The sequence below is a fragment of the Bacillus sp. FSL W8-1202 genome (genome assembly GCF_038006165.1).
GTDB classification, from domain to species: Bacteria; Bacillota; Bacilli; order Bacillales; family Bacillaceae; genus Bacillus; species Bacillus subtilis.
Genome location: NZ_JBBOUR010000001.1, coordinates 1,043,818 through 1,067,638, shown reverse-complemented (window position 1 = coordinate 1,067,638; position 23,821 = coordinate 1,043,818). Strand labels below are relative to the sequence as shown.

Sequence of the window (23,821 nt, the reverse complement as noted above, 5' to 3'; positions counted from 1 at the left end):
AAATGTTGTCGATAACCTCTGTGGATACTAAAAAAAGCCGAAAAAGATATCCACATGCGTGATTTTAGGGGCAAATTATTTGGATTTGTCTTTTTTCCGTAAAATTAAGGAATCTAAAAAATAAGGTTTCGAAAGTTGAAAAGGTATGGTATCCTATTATGGTTGCAAGAAATAAAAGCACTAGTGAAGTTGACAATGAATAGGTAACGCAAATATAATAAGTAAGACTGTCTTTAACAGCTATTCCTCGAGGGAGGTGTCATAAATGAAAAGAACATTCCAACCGAATAACCGTAAACGCAGCAAAGTTCATGGCTTCAGAAGCCGTATGAGTTCAAAAAACGGTCGTCTAGTTTTAGCACGCCGTCGCCGCAAAGGCAGAAAAGTATTATCAGCTTAGGCCACTGAATAATGTCAGTGGTCTTTTTTCACGTTATGGGAAAAGATAGATGTGATGCGTAATGAACCGGGGCATGCTTCCTGGTTCAGATGCATCTCATGTTCATAATAAATTTTAAAAGTTTCTGCCAGCCAGTATCGGAGTGAGTCATTTGAAGAAGCGAAATCGTTTAAAGAAAAATGAAGATTTTCAAAAAGTGTTTAAACATGGGACATCAGTTGCAAACCGCCAGTTTGTCTTATATACGCTTGATCAGCCTGAAAATGATGAACTGCGTGTCGGGCTTTCCGTCAGCAAAAAAATTGGCAATGCTGTGATGCGAAATCGGATCAAACGTTTGATTCGGCAGGCCTTTCTTGAAGAGAAAGAGAGACTGAAGGAAAAGGATTACATCATTATTGCCAGAAAACCGGCGAGCCAGCTGACATTTGAGGAAACGAAAAAAAGTTTGCAGCATCTATTCAGAAAGTCTTCATTATATAAGAAATCTTCGTCAAAGTAGGCATCACCACGCTTTCTTACAACTTTTAAAAGCGCTTCCTTTCTGGTTGATCAGAAAAAGACACCATTTAAAACTGAAAGATGCTAAAATACATACAAGTATGCTTTGCAATAAAAGAGTGTAAAGATTAATTATAGGAGGAAATGTTGTTGAAAAGGAGAATAGGGTTGCTATTAAGTATGGTTGGCGTATTCATGCTTTTGGCTGGATGCTCGAGTGTGAAAGAGCCGATTACTGCAGATAGTCCGCATTTCTGGGACAAGTACGTAGTATATCCATTGTCTGAGCTCATTACGTATGTAGCGAAATTGACGGGAGATAACTACGGGCTTTCAATTATTCTAGTTACCATTTTAATTCGTTTATTAATTTTACCGCTGATGATTAAGCAGCTGAGAAGTTCGAAAGCGATGCAGGCTTTACAGCCGGAAATGCAAAAGCTTAAAGAAAAATACAGCTCAAAGGATCAAAAAACGCAGCAAAAGCTTCAGCAGGAAACAATGGCTTTATTCCAAAAGCATGGTGTCAATCCATTGGCGGGATGTTTCCCGATTTTGATCCAGATGCCGATTTTAATTGGATTCTATCATGCGATCATGAGAACCCAGGCGATTTCAGAGCATAGCTTCTTATGGTTTGACTTAGGAGAAAAAGATCCTTACTATATTCTTCCTATCGTTGCCGGTGTCGCTACATTTGTTCAGCGAAAACTGATGATGGCGGGCAATGCGCAGCAAAATCCGCAAATGGCGATGATGCTTTGGATTATGCCAATTATGATTATCGTATTTGCGATCAACTTCCCGGCGGCTCTTTCTCTTTATTGGGTAGTCGGTAACTTGTTTATGATTGCGCAAACTTTCCTCATTAAAGGACCTGATATTAAAAAAAATCCTGAGCCGCAAAAAGCCGGAGGAAAGAAAAAGTGAGGAATGTGACTGCTGCAGGGCGAAATGTCGATGAAGCAGTACAGTCCGGATTGCAAGAGCTGGGATTAACGAAGGATAAGGTAGAAATTATTCTTATTGAAGAGGGAAACAAAGGGTTTCTCGGCATTTTCGGCAAAAAGCCTGCGATCGTAAAGCTGGTTGAAAAGATTGATCCGATTCAGCAAGCGAAGTTATATCTTCAAACGATCGCCGAAGCCATTGCCGGGAAGTCTGATGTGACTGTTCAAGAAAGCAAAAAGACAGTGAGATATCATATAACAGGTGAAAAGGCAGCATTGTTGATTGGGAAAAGAGGACAAACCTTAAACGCCCTTGAAACTTTGACACAGCTTGCCCTTAACCGTTATCCAGGCCAATATAAAAATGTGACGGTGGATGCAGAAAACTATCGTTTGAAAAGAAAAGAAACACTGAGCCAGCTGGCCATCAAGCTTGCTGACCAAGTTTTGAAAACGAAAAAATCCATCCAGCTTGAGCCCATGCCGTCCAGCGAAAGAAAAATTATTCACGATACTCTTTCTGGATATGCAAACCACCAGATCAAAACATATTCAATGGGTGAAGGCGAAAATCGTCATCTCGTTATTTCCCATAAAAGATAGCATAAAACCGAAGTCCGATAAAAATTGGATTTCGGTTTTTTTGTATCCGAAAAATCTACTTTTCCTAGTAATATCAAGGTTTTGCCGTTTAAGTTTTTTCTTTTTAGGTGTATCCTGTTGATAAAAAGGAAGTTCAGGAAATAAAATTAATTGTTATTCACATGTGGATAAGTTAAAGTAATAAGGGACGAATTTCTATTTCTGTGGATAACAAATCTTCCACTTCGAACCAAACTATGTTATCTTTTAGTTTTGGCATAATAAAAATTTTTTTATATAGATGAAGTATAAGTAAAGAGAGGTGAACAACATGGATACAATTGCGGCAATTTCCACACCGATGGGAGAAGGCGCGATTGCGATTGTACGGTTGAGCGGACCAGAAGCCATTCAAATCGCAGATAAAATTTATAAGGGACCGAAGGGGAAAACACTCAGCTCGGTCGAATCACATACGATTCATTATGGTCATATCGTAGACAGACCTTCGGATCGTGTCGTTGAGGAAGTAATGGTATCAGTGTTAAAAGCGCCGAGAACTTTTACACGGGAAGATGTTATCGAGATAAACTGTCACGGGGGAATTGTGACTGTGAACCAAGTGCTTCAGCTTGCATTAAGAGAGGGAGCGAGACTGGCAGAGCCTGGTGAATTTACGAAACGTGCGTTTTTAAACGGCCGAATCGATCTTTCACAGGCGGAAGCGGTTATGGACTTAATCAGAGCGAAAACGGACCGGGCAATGAACGTTGCTATGAATCAAATGGAAGGGCGTCTTTCTGCTTTGGTGCGCCGTTTGCGCAGTGAGATTTTAGAAACACTGGCCCATGTTGAGGTGAATATCGATTATCCGGAGTATGATGATGTAGAGGAAATGACGCATCAGATTTTAGTCGAAAAGGCAACCGCCGTGAAAAAGGAAATTGAGACGCTGCTGAGGACTTCTGAGCAAGGAAAAATCTTACGTGAAGGTCTTTCTACCGTCATTATCGGCCGGCCAAACGTAGGAAAATCATCTCTTCTGAACAGCCTCGTTCATGAGGCAAAAGCCATTGTAACCGATATTCCCGGAACGACACGGGATGTGATTGAGGAATACGTGAATGTAAGGGGCGTCCCGCTTCGTCTGGTTGATACAGCAGGTATTCGTGAAACAGAGGATATTGTTGAGCGAATCGGTGTTGAACGTTCTCGCCAGGTTCTAAAGGAAGCGGACCTGATTTTACTTGTGCTTAATTATAGTGAAGAGCTTTCTGATGAAGACGTGAAGCTTTTTGAAGCCGTTGAGGGCATGGATGTTATCGTGATTTTGAATAAGACTGACCTTGAGGCGAAGATTGACACTGAACGTGTCCGTGAGCTTGCCAATGGACGTCCAGTTGTTACGACATCTCTTTTAAAAGAGGAAGGCATCAATGATCTGGAAGAAGCGATTCAATCATTGTTCTACACGGGTGCCATTGAAAGCGGTGATCTGACTTATGTCAGCAACACACGTCACATCTCTATTTTACAGCAAGCAAAACGCGCCATTGAAGATGCGCTTAGCGGCATCGAACAGGATGTCCCGATCGACATGGTGCAAATTGACCTTACAAGATGCTGGGAGCTTTTAGGGGAAATCATTGGAGATTCTGTCCACGAAAGTTTAATTGATCAGCTCTTTTCACAATTCTGTTTAGGAAAATAATAAAAGGAGGAACTAGAATCATGGGGTATGAAGCAGGCCAATACGATGTGATTGTGATTGGCGCCGGGCATGCCGGTGTTGAGGCTGCCCTCGCATCTGCACGCCAAGGCGCCAAAACGCTTGTCTTGACCATCAACCTAGATATGGTTGCATTTATGCCATGTAATCCGTCTGTCGGCGGCCCCGCAAAAGGGATTGTCGTCCGCGAAATTGACGCGCTCGGCGGAGAAATGGGAAGAAACATCGATAAAACACATATTCAAATGAGAATGCTGAATACAGGAAAAGGTCCTGCGGTTCGTGCATTGCGTGCGCAAGCAGACAAATTCCAATATCAGCACGAAATGAAAAATACGCTTGAAAAAGAACCAAACTTAACATTGCTGCAAGGAATTGTGGAGCGGCTGATCGTTGAAGACGGCGAATGCCGAGGCGTTATTACACAAACAGGCGCATATTATCGTGCGAAAGCAGTTGTCATGACGACAGGGACATATTTAAGAGGACGTATCATTCTTGGCGATCTGTCTTACTCAAGCGGCCCGAATAACCAGCAGCCTTCTATTAAGCTTTCTGAGCATTTGGAGGAACTCGGTTTTGACCTTGTTCGTTTTAAAACAGGTACGCCGCCTCGCGTTAAAAGCGACACGATTGATTACAGCAAAACGGAAATTCAGCCTGGTGACGATGTGCCTCGCGCTTTTTCATATGAAACAGTGGAATATATCACAGATCAGCTCCCTTGCTGGCTGACATATACAAGCCCTGAGACACATGAGATTATTGACAGCAACCTGCACCGTTCACCGATGTATTCCGGTATGATCAAAGGTACGGGCCCAAGATACTGCCCATCCATTGAAGATAAAGTTGTACGATTTAATGATAAACCGCGTCACCAGATCTTCCTTGAGCCGGAAGGCAGAAATACACAGGAAGTCTATGTCCAAGGTTTATCTACAAGTCTTCCAGAAGACGTACAGCAAAGAATGCTTGCAACGATTCCTGGACTTGAAAACGTGCAAATGATGAGAGCCGGCTATGCGATCGAGTATGATGCAATCGTACCGACACAGCTCTGGCCGACACTTGAAACAAAAAAAATCACAAACCTTTACACTGCAGGCCAAATTAACGGAACTTCCGGTTATGAAGAAGCTGCGGGACAAGGGATTATGGCGGGAATCAATGCAGGACGAAAAGCGCTTGGAAAAGAAGAAGTGATTTTAAGCCGTTCTGACGCCTATATTGGTGTTCTGATTGATGACCTTGTGACAAAAGGTACCAATGAGCCATATCGTCTTTTGACATCACGTGCGGAATACAGATTGCTGCTTCGCCATGACAATGCTGATTTGCGTCTGACAGAAATCGGACACCGCATTGGATTGATTTCTGATGAGCGCTATGCGGCTTTTGAGAAGAAAAAAGCGGCGATCGAGGCGGAGAAAAAACGTCTTCATTCTGTAATTATCAAGCCGTCTCCGGAAAATCAAGAATATATCCGTTCTCTTGGCGGAAGCGAATTGAAAGATGGAGTTCGCGGCACAGACTTGATGAAGCGTCCTGAAATGAACTATGAAACAGTCACAAAACTGGCGCCGCCAGAAGTGCCAGTTCCTCAAGACGTGGCAGAACAAGTAGAAATCCAAGTGAAATATGAAGGATATATTGAAAAATCTCTTCAGCAAGTGGAAAAACTGAAGAAGATGGAAAATAAAAAAATTCCAGACCGAATTGATTATGACGCAATTAAGGGGATTGCGACCGAGGCGCGTCAAAAACTGAAAAATGTACGGCCTTTGTCTGTTGCCCAAGCTTCCCGCATTTCCGGTGTAAACCCGGCGGACATTTCAATTCTATTGGTGTATTTAGAGCAGGGACGCATTGCGAAGATAGCCGAATAGAAAGGATGACGGCATGAATATTGAAGAATTCACTTCTGGTTTGGCGGAAAAAGGGATCTCCCTTTCTCCCCGTCAGCTGGAGCAATTTGAGCTGTATTACGACATGCTGGTTGAATGGAACGAAAAAATCAATCTGACTTCAATAACAGAGAAAAAAGAAGTGTATTTAAAGCATTTTTATGATTCCATTACAGCTGCTTTTTATGTCGACTTCAATCAGGTGAACACGATTTGTGATGTCGGAGCGGGAGCGGGTTTTCCAAGTCTGCCGATAAAAATATGCTTTCCGCACCTCAATGTTACAATCGTGGATTCACTGAATAAACGGATCACGTTTTTAGAAAAGTTATCTGAGGCTTTGCAATTGGAGAATACAACATTCTGCCATGACAGAGCTGAAACGTTCGGGCAACGGAAAGACGTGCGTGAAAGCTATGATATTGTGACAGCGCGAGCAGTTGCGAGATTATCTGTTTTGAGTGAGCTTTGCTTGCCTCTGGTGAAGAAAAACGGTTTATTTGTTGCTTTAAAAGCCGCATCAGCTGAAGAAGAACTGAATGCAGGCAAAAAAGCAATCACGACGCTTGGAGGAGAACTTGAGAATATCCATTCTTTTAAGCTGCCTATTGAAGAAAGCGATCGTAATATTATGGTGATACGCAAAATAAAAAATACACCTAAGAAGTATCCAAGAAAACCGGGAACTCCTAATAAATCGCCAATTGAAGGGTAATTTAGACAGCCTGATATGACAATACCATCATATTTTCATCAAAATTGATGGATGTACAGCAGGAAAAACCATGAGAAAATAGAATTATAAAAATGGCAGTTTTTAAAGGTGGTGTAGGTACATGAAGCATTCATTCTCTCGTTTCTTCGGGCTTGGTGAGAAGGAACAGGAGCCGGAGATTGCTGAACATGATACAAACAAAGAAGAGATTCTGGAAATACCGGTAAATGCTATCGTTCCCAACCGTTTTCAGCCACGCACCATTTTCTCAGATGAAAAAATCAAAGAGTTAGCAATGACCATTCATACACACGGCATTATTCAGCCGATTGTTGTAAGGCATACAGAAGAAGAAGGCCAATACGAACTCATTGCAGGTGAAAGACGCTGGAGAGCGGTGCAATCGCTTGAGTGGGAAAAGATTCCGGCAATTATTAAGGATTTTTCCGACACGGAAACCGCTTCTGTGGCGTTAATCGAAAACTTGCAGCGGGAAGAACTGTCTTCTATTGAGGAAGCGCATGCTTATGCTAGGCTGCTTGAGCTGCATGATTTAACACAGGAGGCACTCGCACAGCGCTTAGGAAAAGGGCAGTCTACAATCGCGAATAAGCTTCGGTTATTAAAGCTGCCTCAGCCGGTCCAAGAGGCGATTATGGAGAAGAAAATCACCGAGCGCCATGCCAGAGCGCTGATTCCGCTGAAACAGCCTGAGCTCCAAGTCACACTGCTCACAGAGATTATTGAGAAAAGTTTAAATGTAAAGCAGACGGAAGACCGCGTGGTGAAAATGCTGGAGCAAGGCCAGAGAAAACCAAAGCCGAGACGCAAAGCATTCAGCAGAGATACAAGAATTGCGATGAACACGATTCGCCAGTCACTATCAATGGTGGAAGACAGCGGTGTAAAATTGAATACAGAAGAAGAAGAATTTGAAGAATATATTCAATTAACGATTCGCATACCAAAATAGAAGCTCTCCTGAAAAACAGGAGAGCTTTTTATATTTTCAATAAAAGGTAATCACTTACTTTTAGTGAAAATTATTATATTAGAATTCTTTTCTTTGAGTTTGTGGATAAACTCTTCAGATTTTTGCGGTGAAATTACTGCATGTCCCCATCCCCCCTGATAATATATTGTGATGGCATGGCGAGAGCCGATCAGACGAAAACCGGACCATAGTTTCTTTTTTTGAACGACTTTATCGATTTTTTCATAAGGAATTTGATGTTTGATCAATCCGGCTTTAATGATCAGATGGTGTTCCTTCAATACATATTTTAGGTCAATAAAGCTCCAAATGATGAGTCCATTTAAAAGAGTCAGCAGAATAAAAATGATCCAGCCGGAAACTCTCATATTTCCCAGCACAAAAGGAACAATGGCATCTGCTTGTATCAGTAATATGAGAAACACAATCATCAGCGTAACGGGTACATCTCTCTTCGTTTGATAAACCATTTTCTCACCATCCTGTTTCCACGTTCTGTACTGTGACTTCTTCTTTTTTTCTTTAAGAAATTCCTTTTTTAAGTCAAAAAAACATAGAAATTGCAGAATTTATAAGAGAAAGCATAAAGCGTGCTTGAATTTTCAATTATTTCCCTTCTGATTCGGAACAAAATGATGAAAAAAATGAAACGCTTTAATCTTTTTTTGATAGAATAGAAGCAAGATAGTACATGTTCATGTGAAAGTAGGTGACATCGTGGGAAAAATCATAGCAATTACGAACCAAAAAGGCGGGGTCGGCAAAACAACGACGTCTGTCAACCTTGGGGCATGTTTGGCTTACATAGGGAAAAGGGTTCTGCTGGTAGATATTGATCCGCAGGGAAATGCGACAAGCGGATTAGGGATTGAAAAAGCCGATGTAGAGCAGTGTGTGTACGATATTTTAGTAGATGATGCAGATGTAATAGATATTATTAAAGCAACGACAGTAGAGAACTTGGATGTGATTCCTGCGACGATTCAGCTTGCAGGGGCTGAAATCGAGCTGGTTCCTACAATATCAAGAGAAGTGAGATTGAAGAGAGCGCTTGAAGCAGTAAAGCAAAATTATGATTATATTATCATTGATTGTCCGCCGTCATTGGGCCTGCTGACGATTAACGCCCTTACTGCCTCGGATTCCGTTGTGATTCCTGTACAGTGCGAATATTATGCCTTGGAGGGTCTCAGCCAGTTATTAAATACAGTACGTCTTGTGCAAAAGCATTTGAATACTGATTTAATGATTGAAGGTGTATTGCTGACAATGCTTGATGCCCGGACAAACCTTGGCATTCAAGTGATTGAAGAGGTTAAAAAGTATTTTAGGGATAAAGTATATAAGACAGTTATTCCGCGTAATGTCCGTCTGAGTGAGGCACCGAGTCACGGAAAACCCATCATTTTATACGATCCGCGGTCAAGAGGTGCGGAAGTATATTTAGATTTAGCAAAGGAAGTGGCTGCGAATGGCTAAAGGCCTTGGAAAAGGGATTAATGCGTTATTTAATCAGGTAGATTTGTCTGAAGAGACAGTTGAAGAAATTAAAATTGCCGATTTACGCCCTAATCCTTATCAGCCAAGAAAACACTTTGATGACGAGGCATTAGCTGAACTAAAAGAATCTGTGCTGCAGCATGGCATTCTTCAGCCGCTTATCGTCAGAAAATCTTTAAAAGGCTATGATATTGTTGCGGGTGAACGGCGTTTTCGAGCGGCAAAGCTGGCAGGTTTAGATACAGTTCCGGCCATTGTCCGTGAATTATCAGAGGCGTTAATGAGGGAAATTGCTTTATTAGAAAACCTTCAGCGTGAAGATTTATCTCCGCTTGAAGAGGCTCAGGCATATGACTCCTTGTTGAAACACTTAGACCTCACGCAAGAGCAGCTTGCCAAACGTCTTGGGAAAAGCAGACCGCATATTGCGAATCATTTAAGACTGCTGACACTGCCAGAAAATATTCAGCAGCTTATTGCCGAAGGTACGCTTTCTATGGGACATGGACGCACGCTTCTTGGCTTGAAAAACAAAAATAAGCTTGAACCGCTGGTACAAAAAGTGATTGCGGAGCAGCTCAATGTTCGCCAGCTTGAGCAGCTGATTCAGCAGTTGAATCAGAATGTTCCACGTGAAACAAAGAAAAAAGAACCTGTGAAAGATGCGGTTCTAAAACAACGGGAATCCTATCTCCAAAATTATTTTGGAACAACAGTTAATATTAAAAGACAGAAGAAAAAAGGCAAAATCGAAATTGAATTTTTCTCTAATGAAGACCTTGACCGGATTTTAGAGCTTTTGTCTGAACGAGAATCGTAAATGAAGAAACCATCTTTCAAGCGAAGATGGTTTTTGTTTTATATGCGCCCAGTGAGCCTTTGCAACGGGTTAAGGCGTTCTTGCCTCCACTCTGTCCGATCTGTTAAACTCAATCCTTCCGCGAGAACATTGGCCATATTCATGACCAAGTTGAGTCTTGTATTTTGCAATACAAAATATTCCATGAAACCGCTAACATTCACGATTCCGTTAATATGAAGATCTCCCACTTCAGGAAGGTCTTTTTGTACACCGGCTCCGGGCTTTAATGGCCCGTCCCCGATTTGAAATGAACCCACACTCTTAACGCGGCCTAAACATGCATCGACTGCTATAACAAATGGGTTTTTATGTAATTTATGAATGTCATTGATTTTATCCTTCATGTTCACAGCATGGACGGGGTCAGATAAGGTTCCGTAGACATGGAATCTGGTGAGCTGCATCTGTTTGAGTTTCATTCCTACGAGCGGGCCCAATGAATCACCGGTTGAACGGTCTGTTCCGATACAAACCACAACAATTGGTTTGCCGGCAGCTTTACGTAGGGATGAAGAAAGGATGGTTTGGATTTGTTTTGCCGCTGCAGCATCTGTATGTGAAACATATTGCTTTACTCGTTCCTGAGAGGAAAAAAGCCCGCCTTTTCGATTCATGGGTTTCACTTCCTTGTTATAGTAGGTAACAGAATTGCTATGGTGTGTGTTTCGTTATGTAAGGTTGTTTACAGTATATCCAGCAGTACGGTTTTTTATGCTTTGTGTATGGCACCGGAGATTTTAAAAAAGTAGAGGGCATGATATGAATGGTTAGTGGGCGATTACAAGTATTGTCCCCCATTGCTTCGATCATGATCAAGCAATGGTCTGCTTATGAAACACTTGAATAGGTAGGAATGGTTATAAAAAAGTGAAGAGTGAAGTGCACTTCTTCATTCCGCGCGGACAAACAAATAAATATCTCTTTTTAGACTGCCGTATTAGCAGTCTTTTTTTATGTGTATTTCGTATGATAATTTCACCTTGTATTTAAATGTCTATGAAAATATGGCATGTTTGCTTTCTTTTATTTATATAGTAACAATAACGGGAACAAGCTGAACTTTGTCTATGAGGTGATAGTGTTGTGGAGAGCCGGAATGAAGTGGATGCTGCTCATATTAGGGAGCCTGATCGGGGCCGGATATGCGAGCGGTCAGGAGATATGGCAGTTTTTTGGGGCGGAAAGCGGACTTGCTATTGTGCTGTTTACAATCATGTTCATTTTCTCGTCTTATATTGTGATGAAAATCAGTTTTAAGGTTCAATCCACTCATTTTCTGCCGGTTCTGGAGCATTTAATGGGTTGTCTGCTCTTATATCCTATTTTGAGTAAATGGAAATAAGAGGATGTATTTCTTTTCAGGTATCTTGATTGCTCTTATGATCAGTTTTTTTGTACAATAGATACAGCAGTTTAGGAAAAGAGGTGAAGGGTCTTGGCGGATAAAGACTTTGGCCTGAATGATATCGTAGAAATGAAAAAACCGCATCCATGCGGAGCGAACAGCTGGAAAATTATACGCATGGGAATGGATATTCGAATTAAGTGTGAGGGATGCTCTCACAGTGTGATGATTCCGAGAAGAGAATTTGAAAGAAAACTAAAAAAAGTACTAGTCAAGCATGAGGAGCCTACTTCATAAATAGGCCGACACTCATGCTTTTTCATATAGAAGGTAAGGAGAAGACGGCGATGAGCAAAGTGCATCAGTCGGCATGTCCGCTGAATTGTTGGGACAGCTGCGGCTTTTTGGTGACTGTTGATGATGGAAAGGTAACAAAAGTGGACGGAGATCCAAACCATCCGATTACGGAAGGTAAAATCTGCGGCCGCGGCAGAATGCTTGAGACAAAAACAAATTCGCCTGATCGGCTTCGCTATCCAATGAAAAAACAAAATGGCGAGTTTGTGCGGATTTCTTGGGAGCAGGCACTTGATGAAATTGCCGATAAACTTCGGGAAATCAAGGAAACGTCGGAGACGACTGCTGTTTTGCACAGCCATGATTATGCGAATAACGGTCTGTTAAAAGCGCTTGATCAGCGTTTTTTTAATGGATATGGCGGCGTGACCGAAATCGTCGGAAGCATATGCTGGGGCTCCGGTATCGAGGCGCAAAGCTGGGATTTTGGCCGTTCGTACGGTCACGGACCGCTTGATATTTACAACAGCAAGCATGTTGTTGTGTGGGGAAGAAATGTATCCAGAACAAATATGCACTTATACCACCACTTGCAGCAGGTGAAAAAGAAGGGCGCCACAATTACGGTGATTGATCCGATCTTCAATCCGACTGCCAAGCTTGCCGATCGCTATATCTCTGTAAAGCCAGGAATGGACGGCTGGCTTGCGGCAGCCGTTTTGAAAGTTCTGATTGAGACGGGAAGAACGGATGAAACGTTTATTTCTGAGCACTCTGTCGGTTTTGATGATGTGAAAGAGCTTTTGAAGACCGTTTCTCTGGAAGAGTTTATTGTGAAAACAGAAACTTCTATGGAGGACCTGGAGTATCTGGCCGCTTTGTATGCTGATGGTCCGGTGTCTACTTTTATGGGGCTTGGCATGCAGCGTTATAAAAACGGCGGGGGAACGATTCGTTGGATTGATGCACTCGTTGCGGCAAGCGGAAATGTCGGAATTAAGGGCGGCGGCGCGAATTTCGGAAATGTCCAGATTGGTGAGAGCTTTGCAAAAACAAAGCTGACGCTGCCGGAATTAAAAACAACATCCCGTTCTTTTTCAATGATGACACAGGCTGAAGAAGTGTTGACCGCTGCTGATCCTGCGATTGAGATGATTATTGTGACGTGCGGAAATCCGCTGACTCAGGTGCCGAATACAAATAAGGTGAGACAAGCATTTGAAAAGGTTCCAATGACGGTCGCGATTGATTCCATTATGACGGATACCGCAGAGCTGTGTGATTATGTTTTGCCGACTGCCACTGTTTTTGAAGAAGAAGATATCTACTATTCCAGTATGTATCATCATTATGTTCAGTACGGGAAGAAGCTTGTGGAGCCGCAGGGTGAAGCGAAATCGGACAGCTGGATCTGGTCAGAGCTTGCAAAACGTCTTGGGTTTGGCGAGCTGTTTGAATACAGCACTCAAGAATTTTTAGAGATGGGGCTTTCCTCATTGGAAGCAGAGGATGTGACACTTGAGCGTTTAAAAGAAAAAGGCCACCTCCCTCTTCCAGTAAAACAGGTGCCGTGGGATGATTATCAGTTTTTGACGCCGAGTGGAAAATTTGAATTTACTTCGTCGCTAGCTGAGCAAAAAGGATTTAGCGGCTCGCTTCAATTAAATGTGCCCGAAGAATCTGTTTTCCATAATGAGGAGTTAGCTGAAAAGTACCCTTATACGCTGTTATCCATTCATCCGCAGCGTTCCAACCATTCACAGCATGTGCCGTTTATTGAAAAGCTTCAGCACGTTCAGGTCGATATTTCTCCAGATATAGCTGCTGAGCAGAATCTTCAGGATGGAGACGAGGTTGTCATCTTTAATGACCGCGGACGCTTGAAGGGCAAGGTGAAAGTGATGAAGCAGGCTCATGCGAAGACGATTAATATAGATGAAGGCATGTGGGCGGCTTTTGGAGGGTCAGTCAATGCACTGACAAATGATACAAATTCTGATAATGGAATGGGAAGTACGCTTTTTGACTGTTTAGTAGGCTTGAAAAAAGCATAATCAAAGGGATTGGCAGGTTGAAAATGCTTTTTTGTCAGCTTGTCTTTTCCAGTGAACCTCCTTATAATTGCTCTAGGTTCAAAATACACTCATACAATGACGGTTTTATATAGAGGAGATGAAAGAATGGCTTTAACAGCTGGAATTGTTGGTTTGCCGAACGTCGGAAAATCAACACTATTTAACGCAATTACACAGGCCGGTGCCGAATCAGCCAACTACCCGTTCTGTACAATTGATCCGAACGTGGGAATTGTAGAGGTGCCGGATGATCGTCTGCAAAAGCTGACTGAGCTGGTCAACCCGAAGAAGACTGTGCCGACTGCTTTTGAATTCACTGATATTGCAGGGATTGTAAAGGGCGCATCTAAAGGAGAAGGACTCGGCAACAAGTTCCTATCTCATATTCGCCAAGTTGACGCGATTTGCCACGTTGTCCGTGCTTTTTCCGATGACAACATTACACACGTTTCCGGAAAGGTTGATCCGATTGATGACATTGAAACGATCAACCTTGAGCTGATCCTCGCTGATATGGAAACGGTTGAAAAGCGGATTACACGCGTCAGCAAGCTTGCGAAGCAAAAAGATAAAGACGCTGTATTTGAGTTTGAGATTTTATCTAAACTGAAAGAAGCGTTTGAGAGTGAAAAGCCTGCTCGATCTGTAGAATTCACTGAGGAGCAGCAAAAGCTTGTGAAGCAGCTCCATTTACTGACTTCGAAGCCTATTTTGTACGTGGCCAACGTAAGTGAAGATGAAGTTGCTGATCCATCTGGCAATGAAAATGTAGCGAAGATTCGCGAGTACGCTGCCGGCGAAAACGCAGAAGTTATCGTTGTATGTGCAAAAATCGAATCTGAAATCGCTGAGCTTGAAGGCGAAGAAAAGCAAATGTTCTTGGAAGAGCTGGGCATTCAAGAATCAGGTCTTGATCAGCTGATCAAAGCGTCTTACTCTCTTCTCGGCCTCGCAACATATTTCACAGCCGGAGAACAGGAAGTCAGAGCTTGGACATTCAAAAAAGGCATGAAAGCACCTGAGTGTGCAGGAATTATTCATAGTGACTTTGAGCGGGGCTTCATTCGTGCTGAGACAGTTGCTTATGAGGATCTTCTTGCGGGCGGCGGTATGGCAGGAGCTAAAGAGGCAGGAAAAGTCCGCCTTGAAGGGAAAGAATATGTGGTCCAAGACGGAGATGTTATTCATTTCCGATTTAATGTATAGGATGCAGTTGTAAAGGGACAAGAGCTTTGGTATAATATAAAATTGTGAGTAATAGAATTATTGCTCCTTGCCCATTATGGGCCGCTTAGTCCAAAAGGAGGTGCAAACAGATGAGAAAGTACGAAGTTATGTACATTATCCGCCCAAACATTGACGAAGAGTCTAAAAAAGCAGTTATCGAGCGTTTCAACAACGTTCTGACTTCTAACGGTGCGGAGATCACTGGAACAAAGGATTGGGGTAAACGTCGTCTTGCTTACGAAATCAACGATTTCCGCGACGGTTTCTACCAAATCGTAAACGTTCAATCTGACGCTGCGGCAGTTCAAGAATTTGACCGTCTAGCTAAGATCAGTGACGATATCATTCGCCACATTGTTGTTAAAGAAGAAGAATAAGCAATTTTGAAATATATAATGGTAAAAGGTGGTCTTTCTTATGCTTAACCGAGTTGTATTAGTCGGAAGACTGACAAAAGACCCAGAGCTTCGTTATACGCCAAACGGTGCGGCTGTTGCTACGTTTACTCTTGCTGTGAATCGTACATTTACGAACCAGTCCGGAGAACGTGAGGCCGATTTCATTAATTGTGTCACTTGGAGAAGACAAGCCGAAAACGTTGCAAACTTCTTGAAAAAAGGAAGCCTTGCAGGCGTAGATGGCCGTTTACAAACAAGAAACTATGAAAACCAGCAAGGACAGCGTGTCTTCGTGACAGAGGTCCAAGCTGAAAGTGTTCAATTTCTTGAGCCGAAAAACGGCGGCGGTTCTGGTTCAGGTGGATACAACGAAGGAAACAGCGGCGGAGGCCAGTACTTTGGCGGAGGCCAAAATGATAATCCATTTGGGGGAAATCAAAACAACCAGAGACGCAATCAGGGGAACAGCTTTAATGATGACCCATTTGCCAACGACGGCAAACCGATTGACATCTCGGATGATGATCTTCCATTCTAATGTGATTATCACCTAAAATGAAAAAGAAAGGAGGGAAATGACAATGGCAGGAGGACGCAGAGGCGGTCGTGCGAAACGCCGTAAAGTGTGTTATTTCACTTCTAACGGTATCACGCACATCGACTACAAAGATGTAGATCTTCTTAAAAAGTTTGTTTCTGAGCGCGGTAAAATTTTACCACGTCGTGTAACTGGAACAAACGCTAAATACCAACGTAAATTGACTGCAGCGATCAAACGCGCACGTCAAATGGCTTTACTTCCATACGTAAGCGGTGAGTAAGCTGATGCGTAAAGAGCAAGGACCTTCGGGTTCTTGCTCTTTTTTATGGGGGGGGATGAAACATGAAGTTGATTTCATGGAATGTAAACGGCCTGCGGGCTGTGATGAGAAAAATGGATTTCCTCTCTTATTTGAAAGAAGAGGATGCAGATATTATATGTCTTCAGGAAACGAAGATACAGGACGGCCAGGTTGATCTCCAGCCTGAAGGCTATCATGTGTACTGGAATTATGCAGTGAAAAAGGGATATTCCGGCACAGCTGTTTTTTCTAAGCAAGAACCGCTGCAGGTCATCTACGGTATCGGAGTAGAAGAGCATGACCAAGAAGGCAGAGTGATTACGCTGGAATTTGAAAACGTGTATGTGATGACTGTTTACACGCCCAATTCCAGAAGGGGATTAGAGCGGATTGATTACCGCATGCAATGGGAAGAGGCTTTATTGTCTTATATTCTTGAATTGGATCAGAAAAAACCAGTGATTTTATGCGGTGATTTGAATGTAGCCCATCAGGAGATTGATTTGAAAAATCCAAAGGCGAACCGGAATAACGCTGGATTTTCAGATCAAGAAAGAGAGGCATTCACTCGTTTCTTAGAAGCTGGCTTTGTTGATTCTTTTCGTCATGTTTATCCTGATCTTGAAGGCGCTTATTCTTGGTGGTCGTATCGTGCCGGTGCCCGGGACAGAAATATTGGATGGCGCATTGATTATTTTGTTGTTTCTGAAAGCCTTAAGGAACAGATTGAAGATGCCAGCATATCAGCGGATGTCATGGGTTCCGACCATTGTCCTGTTGAACTTATCATCAATATATGATGAGATAGCAGTAAGGATTTTACACTTACTGCTTTTTTTATATGAAAAAGGAGAAAGAGATGGCAAATATAAAAGAGATCGCAAGACTGGCAAATGTATCTGTTTCGACTGTTTCGCGTGTATTGAATCATCATCCGTATGTGTCTGAAGAAAAGAGAAAGCTTGTTCATCAAGTCATGAAGGAATTGGATTATACACCAAATCGAACCGCAATCGATCTCATTCGCGGGAAAACCCATACGGTCGGTGTGATTCTGCCTTATAGCGATCATCCCTGCTTTGATAAAATCGTTAACGGAATCACCAAGGCGGCTTTTCAGCATGAGTATGCAACGACCCTTCTCCCCACCAATTATAACCCCGATATTGAAATCAAATATTTAGAGCTGTTAAGAACGAAGAAAATAGACGGTCTCATCATTACTTCCCGCGCCAATCATTGGGACAGCATTTTAGCTTATCAGGAATATGGGTCGGTCATCGCTTGTGAGGATACCGGAGATATTGATGTACCTTGTGCTTTTAATGACAGAAAAGCTGCTTATGCAGAGAGCTTTCGCTATTTAAAGAGCCGCGGACATGAGAATATTGCTTTTACGTGTGTCAGAGGAGCTGATAGGAGCCCGAGCACGGCTGATAAAGCTGCGGCCTATAAAGCTGTCTGCGGAAGGTTGGAAGACCGCCATATGCTGTCCGGATGCAACGATATGAATGATGGTGAGCTGGCAGCTGAACATTTTTATATGAGCGGGCGGGTTCCGACTGCTATTTATGCAAATAGTGATGAAGTGGCAGCTGGAATTCATCTATTTGCCAAAAAGAATAATTGGGATGTTGAAATCATAGGCGAGGGGAATACTTCTATCAGCCGTGTTCTTGGTTTTCCGTCGCTTGATTTGAATCTTGAGCAGCTCGGCATCGCAGCATTTTCTCTATTTTTGCAGGATGAACCCGCTGATATTAAAATTCAGCACAAATTTAAGAAAAAAGCTTGAACTGAAATGCATTTCATACCTTATAACTTCATTGAAGGCGAAGGAGGAGGAAGAAATGCAGATTGAACATACAGCGATCTGGGTTAATGATTTAGAGCGAATGAAGTCTTTTTATGAAACGTATTTTAATGGCAAAGCGAATGATTTGTATCATAATGAGAAAAAAGATTTTAAGTCTTATTTTATTACGTTTGGTTCCGGAGCAAGGCTGGAGATTATGAAAAAAGGAAATGTGACCGATCCGCCCTCACAAACAATGACAGGCTGGGCACATATTGCCTTTTCCGTTGGGAGCCGGGAGAAAGTGGATGAACTGACTGCTCGGTTGAAGGCGGATGGTTTTGCCGTCGTCAACGGCCCGCGGACAACAGGAGACGGCTACTATGAAAGTGTGATTGAGGATGATGAAGGAAATTTGATCGAGATTACAATCTGACATGGAGTGACTTAAATGCTGAGGACAGAAAAAGAAAAAATGGCAGCCGGAGAATTATACAATTCGGAAGATCAACAACTATTACTAGAACGCAAGCATGCGAGACAGCTGATTAGACAATATAACGAAACAACGGAAGATGATATAGTGCGGACAGAGCTTTTGAAGGAGCTGCTCGGTTCGGTTGGGGATCAAGTCACGATTTTGCCGACATTCCGCTGTGATTATGGCTATCACATTCATATCGGAGATCATACATTTGTTAATTTTGACTGTGTCATTTTAGATGTGTGTGAGGTGCGTATCGGCCGTCATTGTTTGATTGCGCCAGGTGTACATATCTACACGGCCGGTCATCCTCTTGATCCGATCGAAAGGAAATCCGGGAAGGAGTTCGGTAAGTCTGTGACAATTGGAGATCAAGTTTGGATTGGAGGCCGGGCGGTGATTAACCCGGGAGTGACAATCGGTGATAACGCAGTGATTGCTTCTGGATCTGTTGTCACTAAGGATGTACCCGCTAATACTGTTGTAGGCGGAAACCCCGCGAGGATTTTGAAGCAATTGTAATGAGATCAGTGCGGCAGATCCGCACTGACTTTTTTAAATCTGTTTCGCATTCGTATTAGGACCGAAGAAGATTAACAGCAAGGAGCATGCGAGCCAGCAGCCCCCAATAAATAAGAAGACGCTGATATAGCCGAGCTGAACGGCAATAAATCCGACAAGCAATGAGCCAAAAATGTTTGAAAAACGGCCAAGACCATAGGCTAAACCGCTGCCAGACGAGCGGTATTCAGTCGGATAAGGTTCAGATGTATAGGCGTATAAGTTCGAGGTAAAGACCCGTTCTGTGATATTCACGATAAAACCAAATACAATGATCATGATGGGAATAAAAGTCATACCATATAAGAGCCCGGCGATGGCCGTCAGAAACGCACTCGCAGCTAAAATCCATTTTCTTTGAAATCTTTCAGAAATCATGGAGCCGAGCAGTGCGCCAAGCGGAGCGCCGACGGAATGCAATACGTTATACCACAATGTATTTTCCATGGTGACACCATTGCTTTTTAACAGGCTTGGAACCCATGAGGCAAATCCGTAAAACCCAAACGTTTCAAAAATCCATACAGCAGATAATACGATGGTGATTTTGAGGTTTCTGCCTTTCAATAAGCCTGCGTAACCCGTATGCTGCTTAACAGTTTCGCTTACTTTAGGCTGGGATGCTGCCGGAAGCGGGCCTTTCTCCTTTTCAACCTGTGCCTCAATTCGGTTGAGGATCGCATCGGCTTTCGCATATTCCCCCCGATTTTCGTGCCAGCGAGGTGACTCTTCCAGACGGCGGATGAAGAAAAAATAAATAAGGCCGACGGCACCCCATACAAATACTAGCCTCCATCCCCATGAACCAAGAGGAATGACAAAGGCAGACACAATGTTGGTGATCGGAACCCCGATCAATCCAATCATGGCACAAAAAGAAATATATTTTCCACGTACACTTGAAGGGAAAAATTCCGCCAAATAGCTATTCGTAATAACCATGGCGGCTGCAACGCCAAATCCGGTGAGAAAACGGAATGTCATTAAAGATGGAATGTCCCATGCCGCAGCATTGCATAGCGATGCGATTGAGAAAACAAAGACAAATAGATTTAAGGCTTTTTTGCGGCCGATTCGATCGGACAGCCGTCCGCCCAGTGAAGCGCCTAAAAACATGCCTAAAAACGAAGCAGCCGTTACGTTAGCAATAGTTGAAAGCGGGATGCCCCAATGCTCGATCAGTGCCGGCGCTACATTGCTGAGGGTAAATAAATCTGCGAGATCAAAGAAATAAACAATGCCGAGAGCGGTTAACACTTGGAAATGAACGCGTGAAATCGGAAGGCGGTCTAAACGATTCGCTGCGTTTGAGAAAGGATGTGTATTCTTTTGTTTGAAGATCGTATTCATAAAAAACCCCCTTTTGAGTAGTAAGAAAAGACTGAAAATTCCCCTCTTAGGACTATTATAAGTATCTTGGTTCATTGGCAACAGAGTTCAAATCACTAGATGGAAGAACTAAATTCACACTTTATATTTTAATTTTGCTTAAAAGATTTCCAAAACAGTAGATTCATAGACCAATTTATGCAAATATATAGTAATATTCTCATTGAAAGGAAGAGACATAGAAGGAATGAATTCATTTATCCGTCCTATAGAAGGAAACAATACGTTGTGGAGATATTTTTTCGCTTTTTTGGTGATGGTAGGGTTATATGTATTCGGGAATATAGCTTACCTTTTCGCTATACTGTTCACGGTTATTGTGAATCCCAATATCACGTTTGATTTGGATGAAGCTGTGCTGAGTGATCCCCTCGTAGATCTTTATTTGTCCCATGTGATTTATTTATTCGCCATTCCGGGAGTTTGGCTGGCTGTGCGCTTTATTTTGAAGCGGCCTTTCCGAACTGTGATTACACCAAATTCAAAGATGAATTGGCGGAGAATTTCCTTTGGCTTTATTGCTTATTTCTTGCTGATGATCGCCGTACAATTGATTGATTTTGCGATTCATCCTGATAGCTATTCAATGCAAGAGTTTAATGCCTCACGCTTTATCTGGCTGCTAGCGGCTGCCCTCATTTTGGTTCCGATTCAGACATCAGCTGAGGAACTGTTTTTCAGGGGATTTTTGCTTCAAGCTTTCGGGAGATTGACGAAAAATCCTCTATTTTTGACACTGATTGTCGGAGGATTGTTTGGCGTATTGCATTTTGCGAATCCAGAAATGAACAATGGCGCTGTCTGGGCAGGAATTGAGTATTTAACATTTGGTTTTGTGTGGACCTATTACACGATTAAAACTGGAAGCATCGAAATATCACTTGGCGCCCATGCCGCGAATAATATGTTTTTGTGTATGTTTATTACAGAAAAAAACAGTGTGTATGGAGGAATTCCTTCTCTCTTTACGGTTACGCGGGGGAACCCGATGTGGGAGGCTTTCTTTACGATAGCGGTCAATCTTGTGTTTGCGGGGATCGCTTTATGGTACCATAAGAAATCAAAAAGTAAGCAGCAAGGGTCTTAATCCCTGCTGCTTATTAACGTTTGGATGGCTTCTTCGATATTCGTTGTCGGCTGCTGGCAGGCGAAGTTTTCACAAATATACACGGTTGTTTTGCCGTCTATGATGCGGTAGTCTGCTGCAAATGGTGCAATGTCTTTGCATTGCACGGGCTGCTCTGCCACCAGAATGGAGTCGTTAGGCTTAAAGGCTTTTTGAAGCTCCGTTATGATTTGTTTTCTGGCTGGATCGTCTGCACTTCCAAAAATCACGATTTCTTTTTTAGGCATCAGATGCCTTAACACACTTTGCATAAAGAAAGCATGGCCGCTCGGATACGCGTCGATGTCTGGCTTGAACACGGAAAACATCGTTTCTGCTTTTTCAATTAGTGATAAGTCGCCTGTGACTTGTCCAAGACGAAGCAGCTGAACGGCTGCCACACTGTTTCCGGAAGGCACGGCGCCGTCGTACACTTCTTTTTCCCGGACGATTAAGGCCTCAGCATCGTGTCCGGTGAAGTAGAATCCGCCATGCTCCTCATCCCAAAATAAGCCGATCATATCGTCTGTCAGTTTCTTCGCTTTTTGTAAATAAGAAAGATCAAACGAAGCTTCATAGAGATCGAGATAGGCCCATAGGAGAAAAGCGTAATCGTCGATAAAGCCTTTGTTTTTCACTTCGCCATCACGATATCGGACCATCACACGGCCGTCGATGATTAATTTGTTTTCAATAAATGTGATGGCGTCTTTCGCTAGGCTGAGATATTTCGGCTCCTGGTATACCTTTGCCGCTTTCGCAAGACCCGCGATCATCAGCGCGTTCCATGAGGTCAGCACTTTATCATCGACATGGGGATAGGTTCTTTCCTCGCGTGTCTTCAAGAGCTGCTGTCTTGCGTCTTCGAGTTTGAGACTGAGCTCTTTTTCGGTTAACCCGGCATCCTCTTTGATTTGTTCTCGCTTTGTGTGAATGAGGTTAGGAATATTTTTGCCTTCAAAGTTTCCTTCTTCAGTGATGTCATACACTTGGCAGTACAGCATTCCGAGATCGTCTCCGAGCGTTTTTAGAATCTCTTCCTTTGACCACACGTAGTACTTTCCTTCTTCTCCTTCTGTATCCGCGTCTAAAGCAGAGAAAAAGCTTCCGTCTTCATGGGTCATTTCCCTCTGAATGAACGTAATGATCTGCTCACAAATCTCTTTATAGCGGCTGTTTTGCGTGACCTGATAGGCTTCTGTATAAGCGGTCAGCAGCAGAGCATTGTCGTACAGCATTTTTTCAAAGTGGGGAACGAGCCACTCGTCATCGGTCGAATAGCGGGCGAACCCATAGCCGATATGATCGTAAATGCCGCCATTCGCCATGCTGTCCAGCGTTTTCGTCACGTTGTATAAAGCGTTCTCCTGCCCCGTATTGTGATGATAACGAAGCAAATACATCAGCATATGGGGCATCGGAAATTTCGGTGCCTGCCCGAAACCGCCGTAGATCGTATCAAACCCGCTGGCAAGCTGCTGGAATGTCCGGGAAATCGCTGACTCGCTAAGGCCTTCGCCTGATTTGGCGGCTGTTTTGGTCTGCAGATGTTTAGCGGCGTTCTCCGCAATATCCTCGACATGCTCACGGTCGTTCGCAAACGTCTCAGACAGATGCTCAAGCACATCAACAAAACCGGGACGATTGAATTTGCTCGTCTTTGGAAAATATGTACCCGCGTAAAACGGCTTCTGATCAGGCGTGATAAACACATTCAGCGGCCAGCCGCCCTGCCCGGTCATCAGCTGGCAGATTCTCATATAAACAGAATCCACATCCGGCCGCTCTTCCCGGTCGACTTTAATCGCCACAAACCGTTCATTGAGAAGACGCGCGATTTCTTCGTCTTCAAAGCTTTCGTGAGCCATCACGTGGCACCAATGACAAGTCGAATAACCGATGCTGACCAGAACCGGCTTGTTTTCGCGTTTTGCTTTTTCAAATGCTTCTTCCCCCCACGGGAACCAGTCAACGGGGTTGTGGGCGTGTTGGAGTAAATAAGGAGACTTTTCAGCGATTAATCTATTGGGTTTGCTTTTGTTTGGCATGGGATCAGCTTCTTCCTAAGTTGGTTATATTCAGGTTACCACAGTTATCCTAAACAAATACAATAACTGACTGCTTATCGATAATTGTGATGTGAAAATATAAACTAATGTTTCA

At 43.1% G+C, this 23,821-nt stretch carries 25 protein-coding genes and 1 pseudogene; 22 read left to right on the top strand and 4 right to left on the bottom strand.

The genetic code is table 11. The annotated features are described in order from the left end of the window. Positions 1-265 precede the first annotated feature (265 nt). From rpmH to noc, 8 genes are all read left to right on the top strand, one after another. A complete protein-coding gene (gene rpmH, locus NSQ09_RS05485; protein ID WP_003178075.1) occupies positions 266-400 on the top strand; it encodes a 50S ribosomal protein L34 in 135 nt (44 codons plus the stop codon). A 151-nt stretch (positions 401-551) separates the two neighbouring features. Continuing rightward, complete coding sequence (gene rnpA / locus NSQ09_RS05480; protein WP_014481515.1) at positions 552-902, top strand: ribonuclease P protein component; 351 nt, start codon at positions 552-554, stop codon at positions 900-902. 143 nt (positions 903-1,045) lie between these two features. Further along, positions 1,046-1,831, top strand: a complete 786-nt coding sequence (gene spoIIIJ, locus NSQ09_RS05475) for a YidC family membrane integrase SpoIIIJ (RefSeq protein WP_341030625.1) — start codon at positions 1,046-1,048, stop codon at positions 1,829-1,831. After that, on the top strand, positions 1,828-2,454 hold the full coding sequence (jag, locus tag NSQ09_RS05470) for an RNA-binding cell elongation regulator Jag/EloR (protein WP_069837912.1): 627 nt from the start codon (positions 1,828-1,830) through the stop codon (positions 2,452-2,454). Before spoIIIJ ends, jag begins: the two co-directional genes overlap by 4 nt. Before the next feature lie 310 nt (positions 2,455-2,764). Continuing rightward, on the top strand, positions 2,765-4,144 hold the full coding sequence (gene mnmE, locus NSQ09_RS05465; RefSeq protein WP_088327390.1) for a tRNA uridine-5-carboxymethylaminomethyl(34) synthesis GTPase MnmE: 1,380 nt from the start codon (positions 2,765-2,767) through the stop codon (positions 4,142-4,144). 20 nt (positions 4,145-4,164) lie between these two features. Beyond that, positions 4,165-6,051 carry a tRNA uridine-5-carboxymethylaminomethyl(34) synthesis enzyme MnmG gene (mnmG, locus tag NSQ09_RS05460; protein WP_144453903.1) on the top strand — a complete coding sequence of 629 codons (1,887 nt, stop codon included), beginning with the start codon at positions 4,165-4,167 and terminating at the stop codon, positions 6,049-6,051. A gap of 13 nt (positions 6,052-6,064) precedes the next feature. Beyond that, positions 6,065-6,784, top strand: coding sequence for a 16S rRNA (guanine(527)-N(7))-methyltransferase RsmG (rsmG, locus tag NSQ09_RS05455; protein WP_015250777.1), 720 nt, complete (start codon positions 6,065-6,067; stop codon positions 6,782-6,784). A gap of 121 nt (positions 6,785-6,905) precedes the next feature. Next, positions 6,906-7,757 (top strand): nucleoid occlusion protein, encoded by an 852-nt coding sequence (gene noc, locus NSQ09_RS05450; protein WP_003226829.1) that lies wholly within the window; start codon positions 6,906-6,908, stop codon positions 7,755-7,757. Between the two features lie 50 nt (positions 7,758-7,807). Here the strand turns inward: noc and NSQ09_RS05445 are convergent, their stop codons facing one another. Then, positions 7,808-8,248, bottom strand: coding sequence for a PH domain-containing protein (locus NSQ09_RS05445; RefSeq protein WP_015250779.1), 441 nt, complete (start codon positions 8,246-8,248; stop codon positions 7,808-7,810). Between the two features lie 247 nt (positions 8,249-8,495). Here NSQ09_RS05445 and soj point away from each other — a divergent pair, with 247 nt between their 5' ends. Together soj and spo0J are read left to right on the top strand one after the other, a co-directional pair. Further along, entirely contained in the window at positions 8,496-9,257 is a 762-nt protein-coding gene (soj, locus tag NSQ09_RS05440; protein ID WP_003219244.1) for a sporulation initiation inhibitor protein Soj, read from the top strand. Further along, a complete protein-coding gene (gene spo0J, locus NSQ09_RS05435) occupies positions 9,250-10,098 on the top strand; it encodes a stage 0 sporulation protein Spo0J (RefSeq protein ID WP_341030624.1) in 849 nt (282 codons plus the stop codon). Before soj ends, spo0J begins: the two co-directional genes overlap by 8 nt. 38 nt (positions 10,099-10,136) lie before the next feature. Here the strand turns inward: spo0J and yyaC are convergent, their stop codons facing one another. Further along, a complete protein-coding gene (gene yyaC / locus NSQ09_RS05430) occupies positions 10,137-10,754 on the bottom strand; it encodes a spore protease YyaC (protein WP_003243890.1) in 618 nt (205 codons plus the stop codon). A gap of 464 nt (positions 10,755-11,218) precedes the next feature. On the opposite strand from yyaC, the pseudogene NSQ09_RS05425 reads away from it, so the two are divergent. From NSQ09_RS05425 to NSQ09_RS05375, 11 genes and pseudogenes are all read left to right on the top strand, one after another. Next, positions 11,219-11,467, top strand: a pseudogene (locus NSQ09_RS05425) (hypothetical protein); the annotation flags it as partial. A 108-nt stretch (positions 11,468-11,575) separates the two neighbouring features. Next, positions 11,576-11,782, top strand: a complete 207-nt coding sequence (locus tag NSQ09_RS05420) for a DUF951 domain-containing protein (protein ID WP_003226838.1) — start codon at positions 11,576-11,578, stop codon at positions 11,780-11,782. Positions 11,783-11,832: 50 nt separating this feature from the next. Beyond that, entirely contained in the window at positions 11,833-13,836 is a 2,004-nt protein-coding gene (locus NSQ09_RS05415) for a molybdopterin-dependent oxidoreductase (RefSeq protein WP_014481509.1), read from the top strand. A 126-nt stretch (positions 13,837-13,962) separates the two neighbouring features. Continuing rightward, on the top strand, positions 13,963-15,063 hold the full coding sequence (gene ychF, locus NSQ09_RS05410; RefSeq protein ID WP_003242727.1) for a redox-regulated ATPase YchF: 1,101 nt from the start codon (positions 13,963-13,965) through the stop codon (positions 15,061-15,063). A 110-nt stretch (positions 15,064-15,173) separates the two neighbouring features. Then, on the top strand, positions 15,174-15,461 hold the full coding sequence (gene rpsF / locus NSQ09_RS05405) for a 30S ribosomal protein S6 (protein WP_003244064.1): 288 nt from the start codon (positions 15,174-15,176) through the stop codon (positions 15,459-15,461). Positions 15,462-15,501: 40 nt separating this feature from the next. After that, entirely contained in the window at positions 15,502-16,020 is a 519-nt protein-coding gene (gene ssbA, locus NSQ09_RS05400) for a single-stranded DNA-binding protein SsbA (protein WP_003219228.1), read from the top strand. Positions 16,021-16,063: 43 nt separating this feature from the next. After that, the gene (gene rpsR / locus NSQ09_RS05395; RefSeq protein ID WP_003219224.1) at positions 16,064-16,303 is read left to right on the top strand and encodes a 30S ribosomal protein S18; all 240 of its coding nucleotides are present in this window, start codon (positions 16,064-16,066) and stop codon (positions 16,301-16,303) included. A gap of 62 nt (positions 16,304-16,365) precedes the next feature. Beyond that, entirely contained in the window at positions 16,366-17,124 is a 759-nt protein-coding gene (gene xth / locus NSQ09_RS05390; protein ID WP_041336712.1) for an exodeoxyribonuclease III, read from the top strand. A gap of 59 nt (positions 17,125-17,183) precedes the next feature. After that, the gene (gene ccpB, locus NSQ09_RS05385) at positions 17,184-18,119 is read left to right on the top strand and encodes a transcriptional regulator CcpB (RefSeq protein WP_017695815.1); all 936 of its coding nucleotides are present in this window, start codon (positions 17,184-17,186) and stop codon (positions 18,117-18,119) included. Positions 18,120-18,174: 55 nt separating this feature from the next. After that, positions 18,175-18,555: a VOC family protein gene (locus tag NSQ09_RS05380; protein ID WP_015250784.1), complete on the top strand. Its 381-nt coding sequence runs from the start codon at positions 18,175-18,177 to the stop codon at positions 18,553-18,555. A 15-nt stretch (positions 18,556-18,570) separates the two neighbouring features. Beyond that, the gene (locus NSQ09_RS05375; RefSeq protein WP_041336710.1) at positions 18,571-19,125 is read left to right on the top strand and encodes a sugar O-acetyltransferase; all 555 of its coding nucleotides are present in this window, start codon (positions 18,571-18,573) and stop codon (positions 19,123-19,125) included. A 33-nt stretch (positions 19,126-19,158) separates the two neighbouring features. Here NSQ09_RS05375 and NSQ09_RS05370 read toward each other — a convergent pair whose 3' ends face one another. Next, entirely contained in the window at positions 19,159-20,514 is a 1,356-nt protein-coding gene (locus NSQ09_RS05370; RefSeq protein ID WP_041337895.1) for an MFS transporter, read from the bottom strand. A gap of 226 nt (positions 20,515-20,740) precedes the next feature. Here NSQ09_RS05370 and NSQ09_RS05365 point away from each other — a divergent pair, with 226 nt between their 5' ends. Then, the gene (locus tag NSQ09_RS05365; protein ID WP_015250787.1) at positions 20,741-21,640 is read left to right on the top strand and encodes a CPBP family intramembrane glutamic endopeptidase; all 900 of its coding nucleotides are present in this window, start codon (positions 20,741-20,743) and stop codon (positions 21,638-21,640) included. Here the strand turns inward: NSQ09_RS05365 and NSQ09_RS05360 are convergent. Continuing rightward, positions 21,637-23,706, bottom strand: a complete 2,070-nt coding sequence (locus tag NSQ09_RS05360; protein WP_017695813.1) for a thioredoxin domain-containing protein — start codon at positions 23,704-23,706, stop codon at positions 21,637-21,639. The genes NSQ09_RS05365 and NSQ09_RS05360 overlap by 4 nt on opposite strands. Positions 23,707-23,821 lie beyond the last annotated feature (115 nt).

Coding starts and splice junctions, on each gene's coding strand:
- NSQ09_RS05415 (WP_014481509.1), top strand. CDS start 11,833: ATGAGCAAAGTGCATCAGTCGGCATGTCCGCTGAATTGTTGGGACAGC.
- ychF (WP_003242727.1), top strand. CDS start 13,963: ATGGCTTTAACAGCTGGAATTGTTGGTTTGCCGAACGTCGGAAAATCA.
- NSQ09_RS05370 (WP_041337895.1), bottom strand. CDS start 20,514: ATGAATACGATCTTCAAACAAAAGAATACACATCCTTTCTCAAACGCA.
- xth (WP_041336712.1), top strand. CDS start 16,366: ATGAAGTTGATTTCATGGAATGTAAACGGCCTGCGGGCTGTGATGAGA.
- ssbA (WP_003219228.1), top strand. CDS start 15,502: ATGCTTAACCGAGTTGTATTAGTCGGAAGACTGACAAAAGACCCAGAG.
- NSQ09_RS05360 (WP_017695813.1), bottom strand. CDS start 23,706: ATGCCAAACAAAAGCAAACCCAATAGATTAATCGCTGAAAAGTCTCCT.
- yyaC (WP_003243890.1), bottom strand. CDS start 10,754: ATGAATCGAAAAGGCGGGCTTTTTTCCTCTCAGGAACGAGTAAAGCAA.
- mnmE (WP_088327390.1), top strand. CDS start 2,765: ATGGATACAATTGCGGCAATTTCCACACCGATGGGAGAAGGCGCGATT.
- noc (WP_003226829.1), top strand. CDS start 6,906: ATGAAGCATTCATTCTCTCGTTTCTTCGGGCTTGGTGAGAAGGAACAG.
- NSQ09_RS05380 (WP_015250784.1), top strand. CDS start 18,175: ATGCAGATTGAACATACAGCGATCTGGGTTAATGATTTAGAGCGAATG.
- rpmH (WP_003178075.1), top strand. CDS start 266: ATGAAAAGAACATTCCAACCGAATAACCGTAAACGCAGCAAAGTTCAT.
- rpsF (WP_003244064.1), top strand. CDS start 15,174: ATGAGAAAGTACGAAGTTATGTACATTATCCGCCCAAACATTGACGAA.
- NSQ09_RS05445 (WP_015250779.1), bottom strand. CDS start 8,248: ATGGTTTATCAAACGAAGAGAGATGTACCCGTTACGCTGATGATTGTG.
- spoIIIJ (WP_341030625.1), top strand. CDS start 1,046: ATGTTGTTGAAAAGGAGAATAGGGTTGCTATTAAGTATGGTTGGCGTA.
- rpsR (WP_003219224.1), top strand. CDS start 16,064: ATGGCAGGAGGACGCAGAGGCGGTCGTGCGAAACGCCGTAAAGTGTGT.
- NSQ09_RS05365 (WP_015250787.1), top strand. CDS start 20,741: ATGAATTCATTTATCCGTCCTATAGAAGGAAACAATACGTTGTGGAGA.
- NSQ09_RS05375 (WP_041336710.1), top strand. CDS start 18,571: ATGCTGAGGACAGAAAAAGAAAAAATGGCAGCCGGAGAATTATACAAT.
- ccpB (WP_017695815.1), top strand. CDS start 17,184: ATGGCAAATATAAAAGAGATCGCAAGACTGGCAAATGTATCTGTTTCG.
- rsmG (WP_015250777.1), top strand. CDS start 6,065: ATGAATATTGAAGAATTCACTTCTGGTTTGGCGGAAAAAGGGATCTCC.
- mnmG (WP_144453903.1), top strand. CDS start 4,165: ATGGGGTATGAAGCAGGCCAATACGATGTGATTGTGATTGGCGCCGGG.
- spo0J (WP_341030624.1), top strand. CDS start 9,250: ATGGCTAAAGGCCTTGGAAAAGGGATTAATGCGTTATTTAATCAGGTA.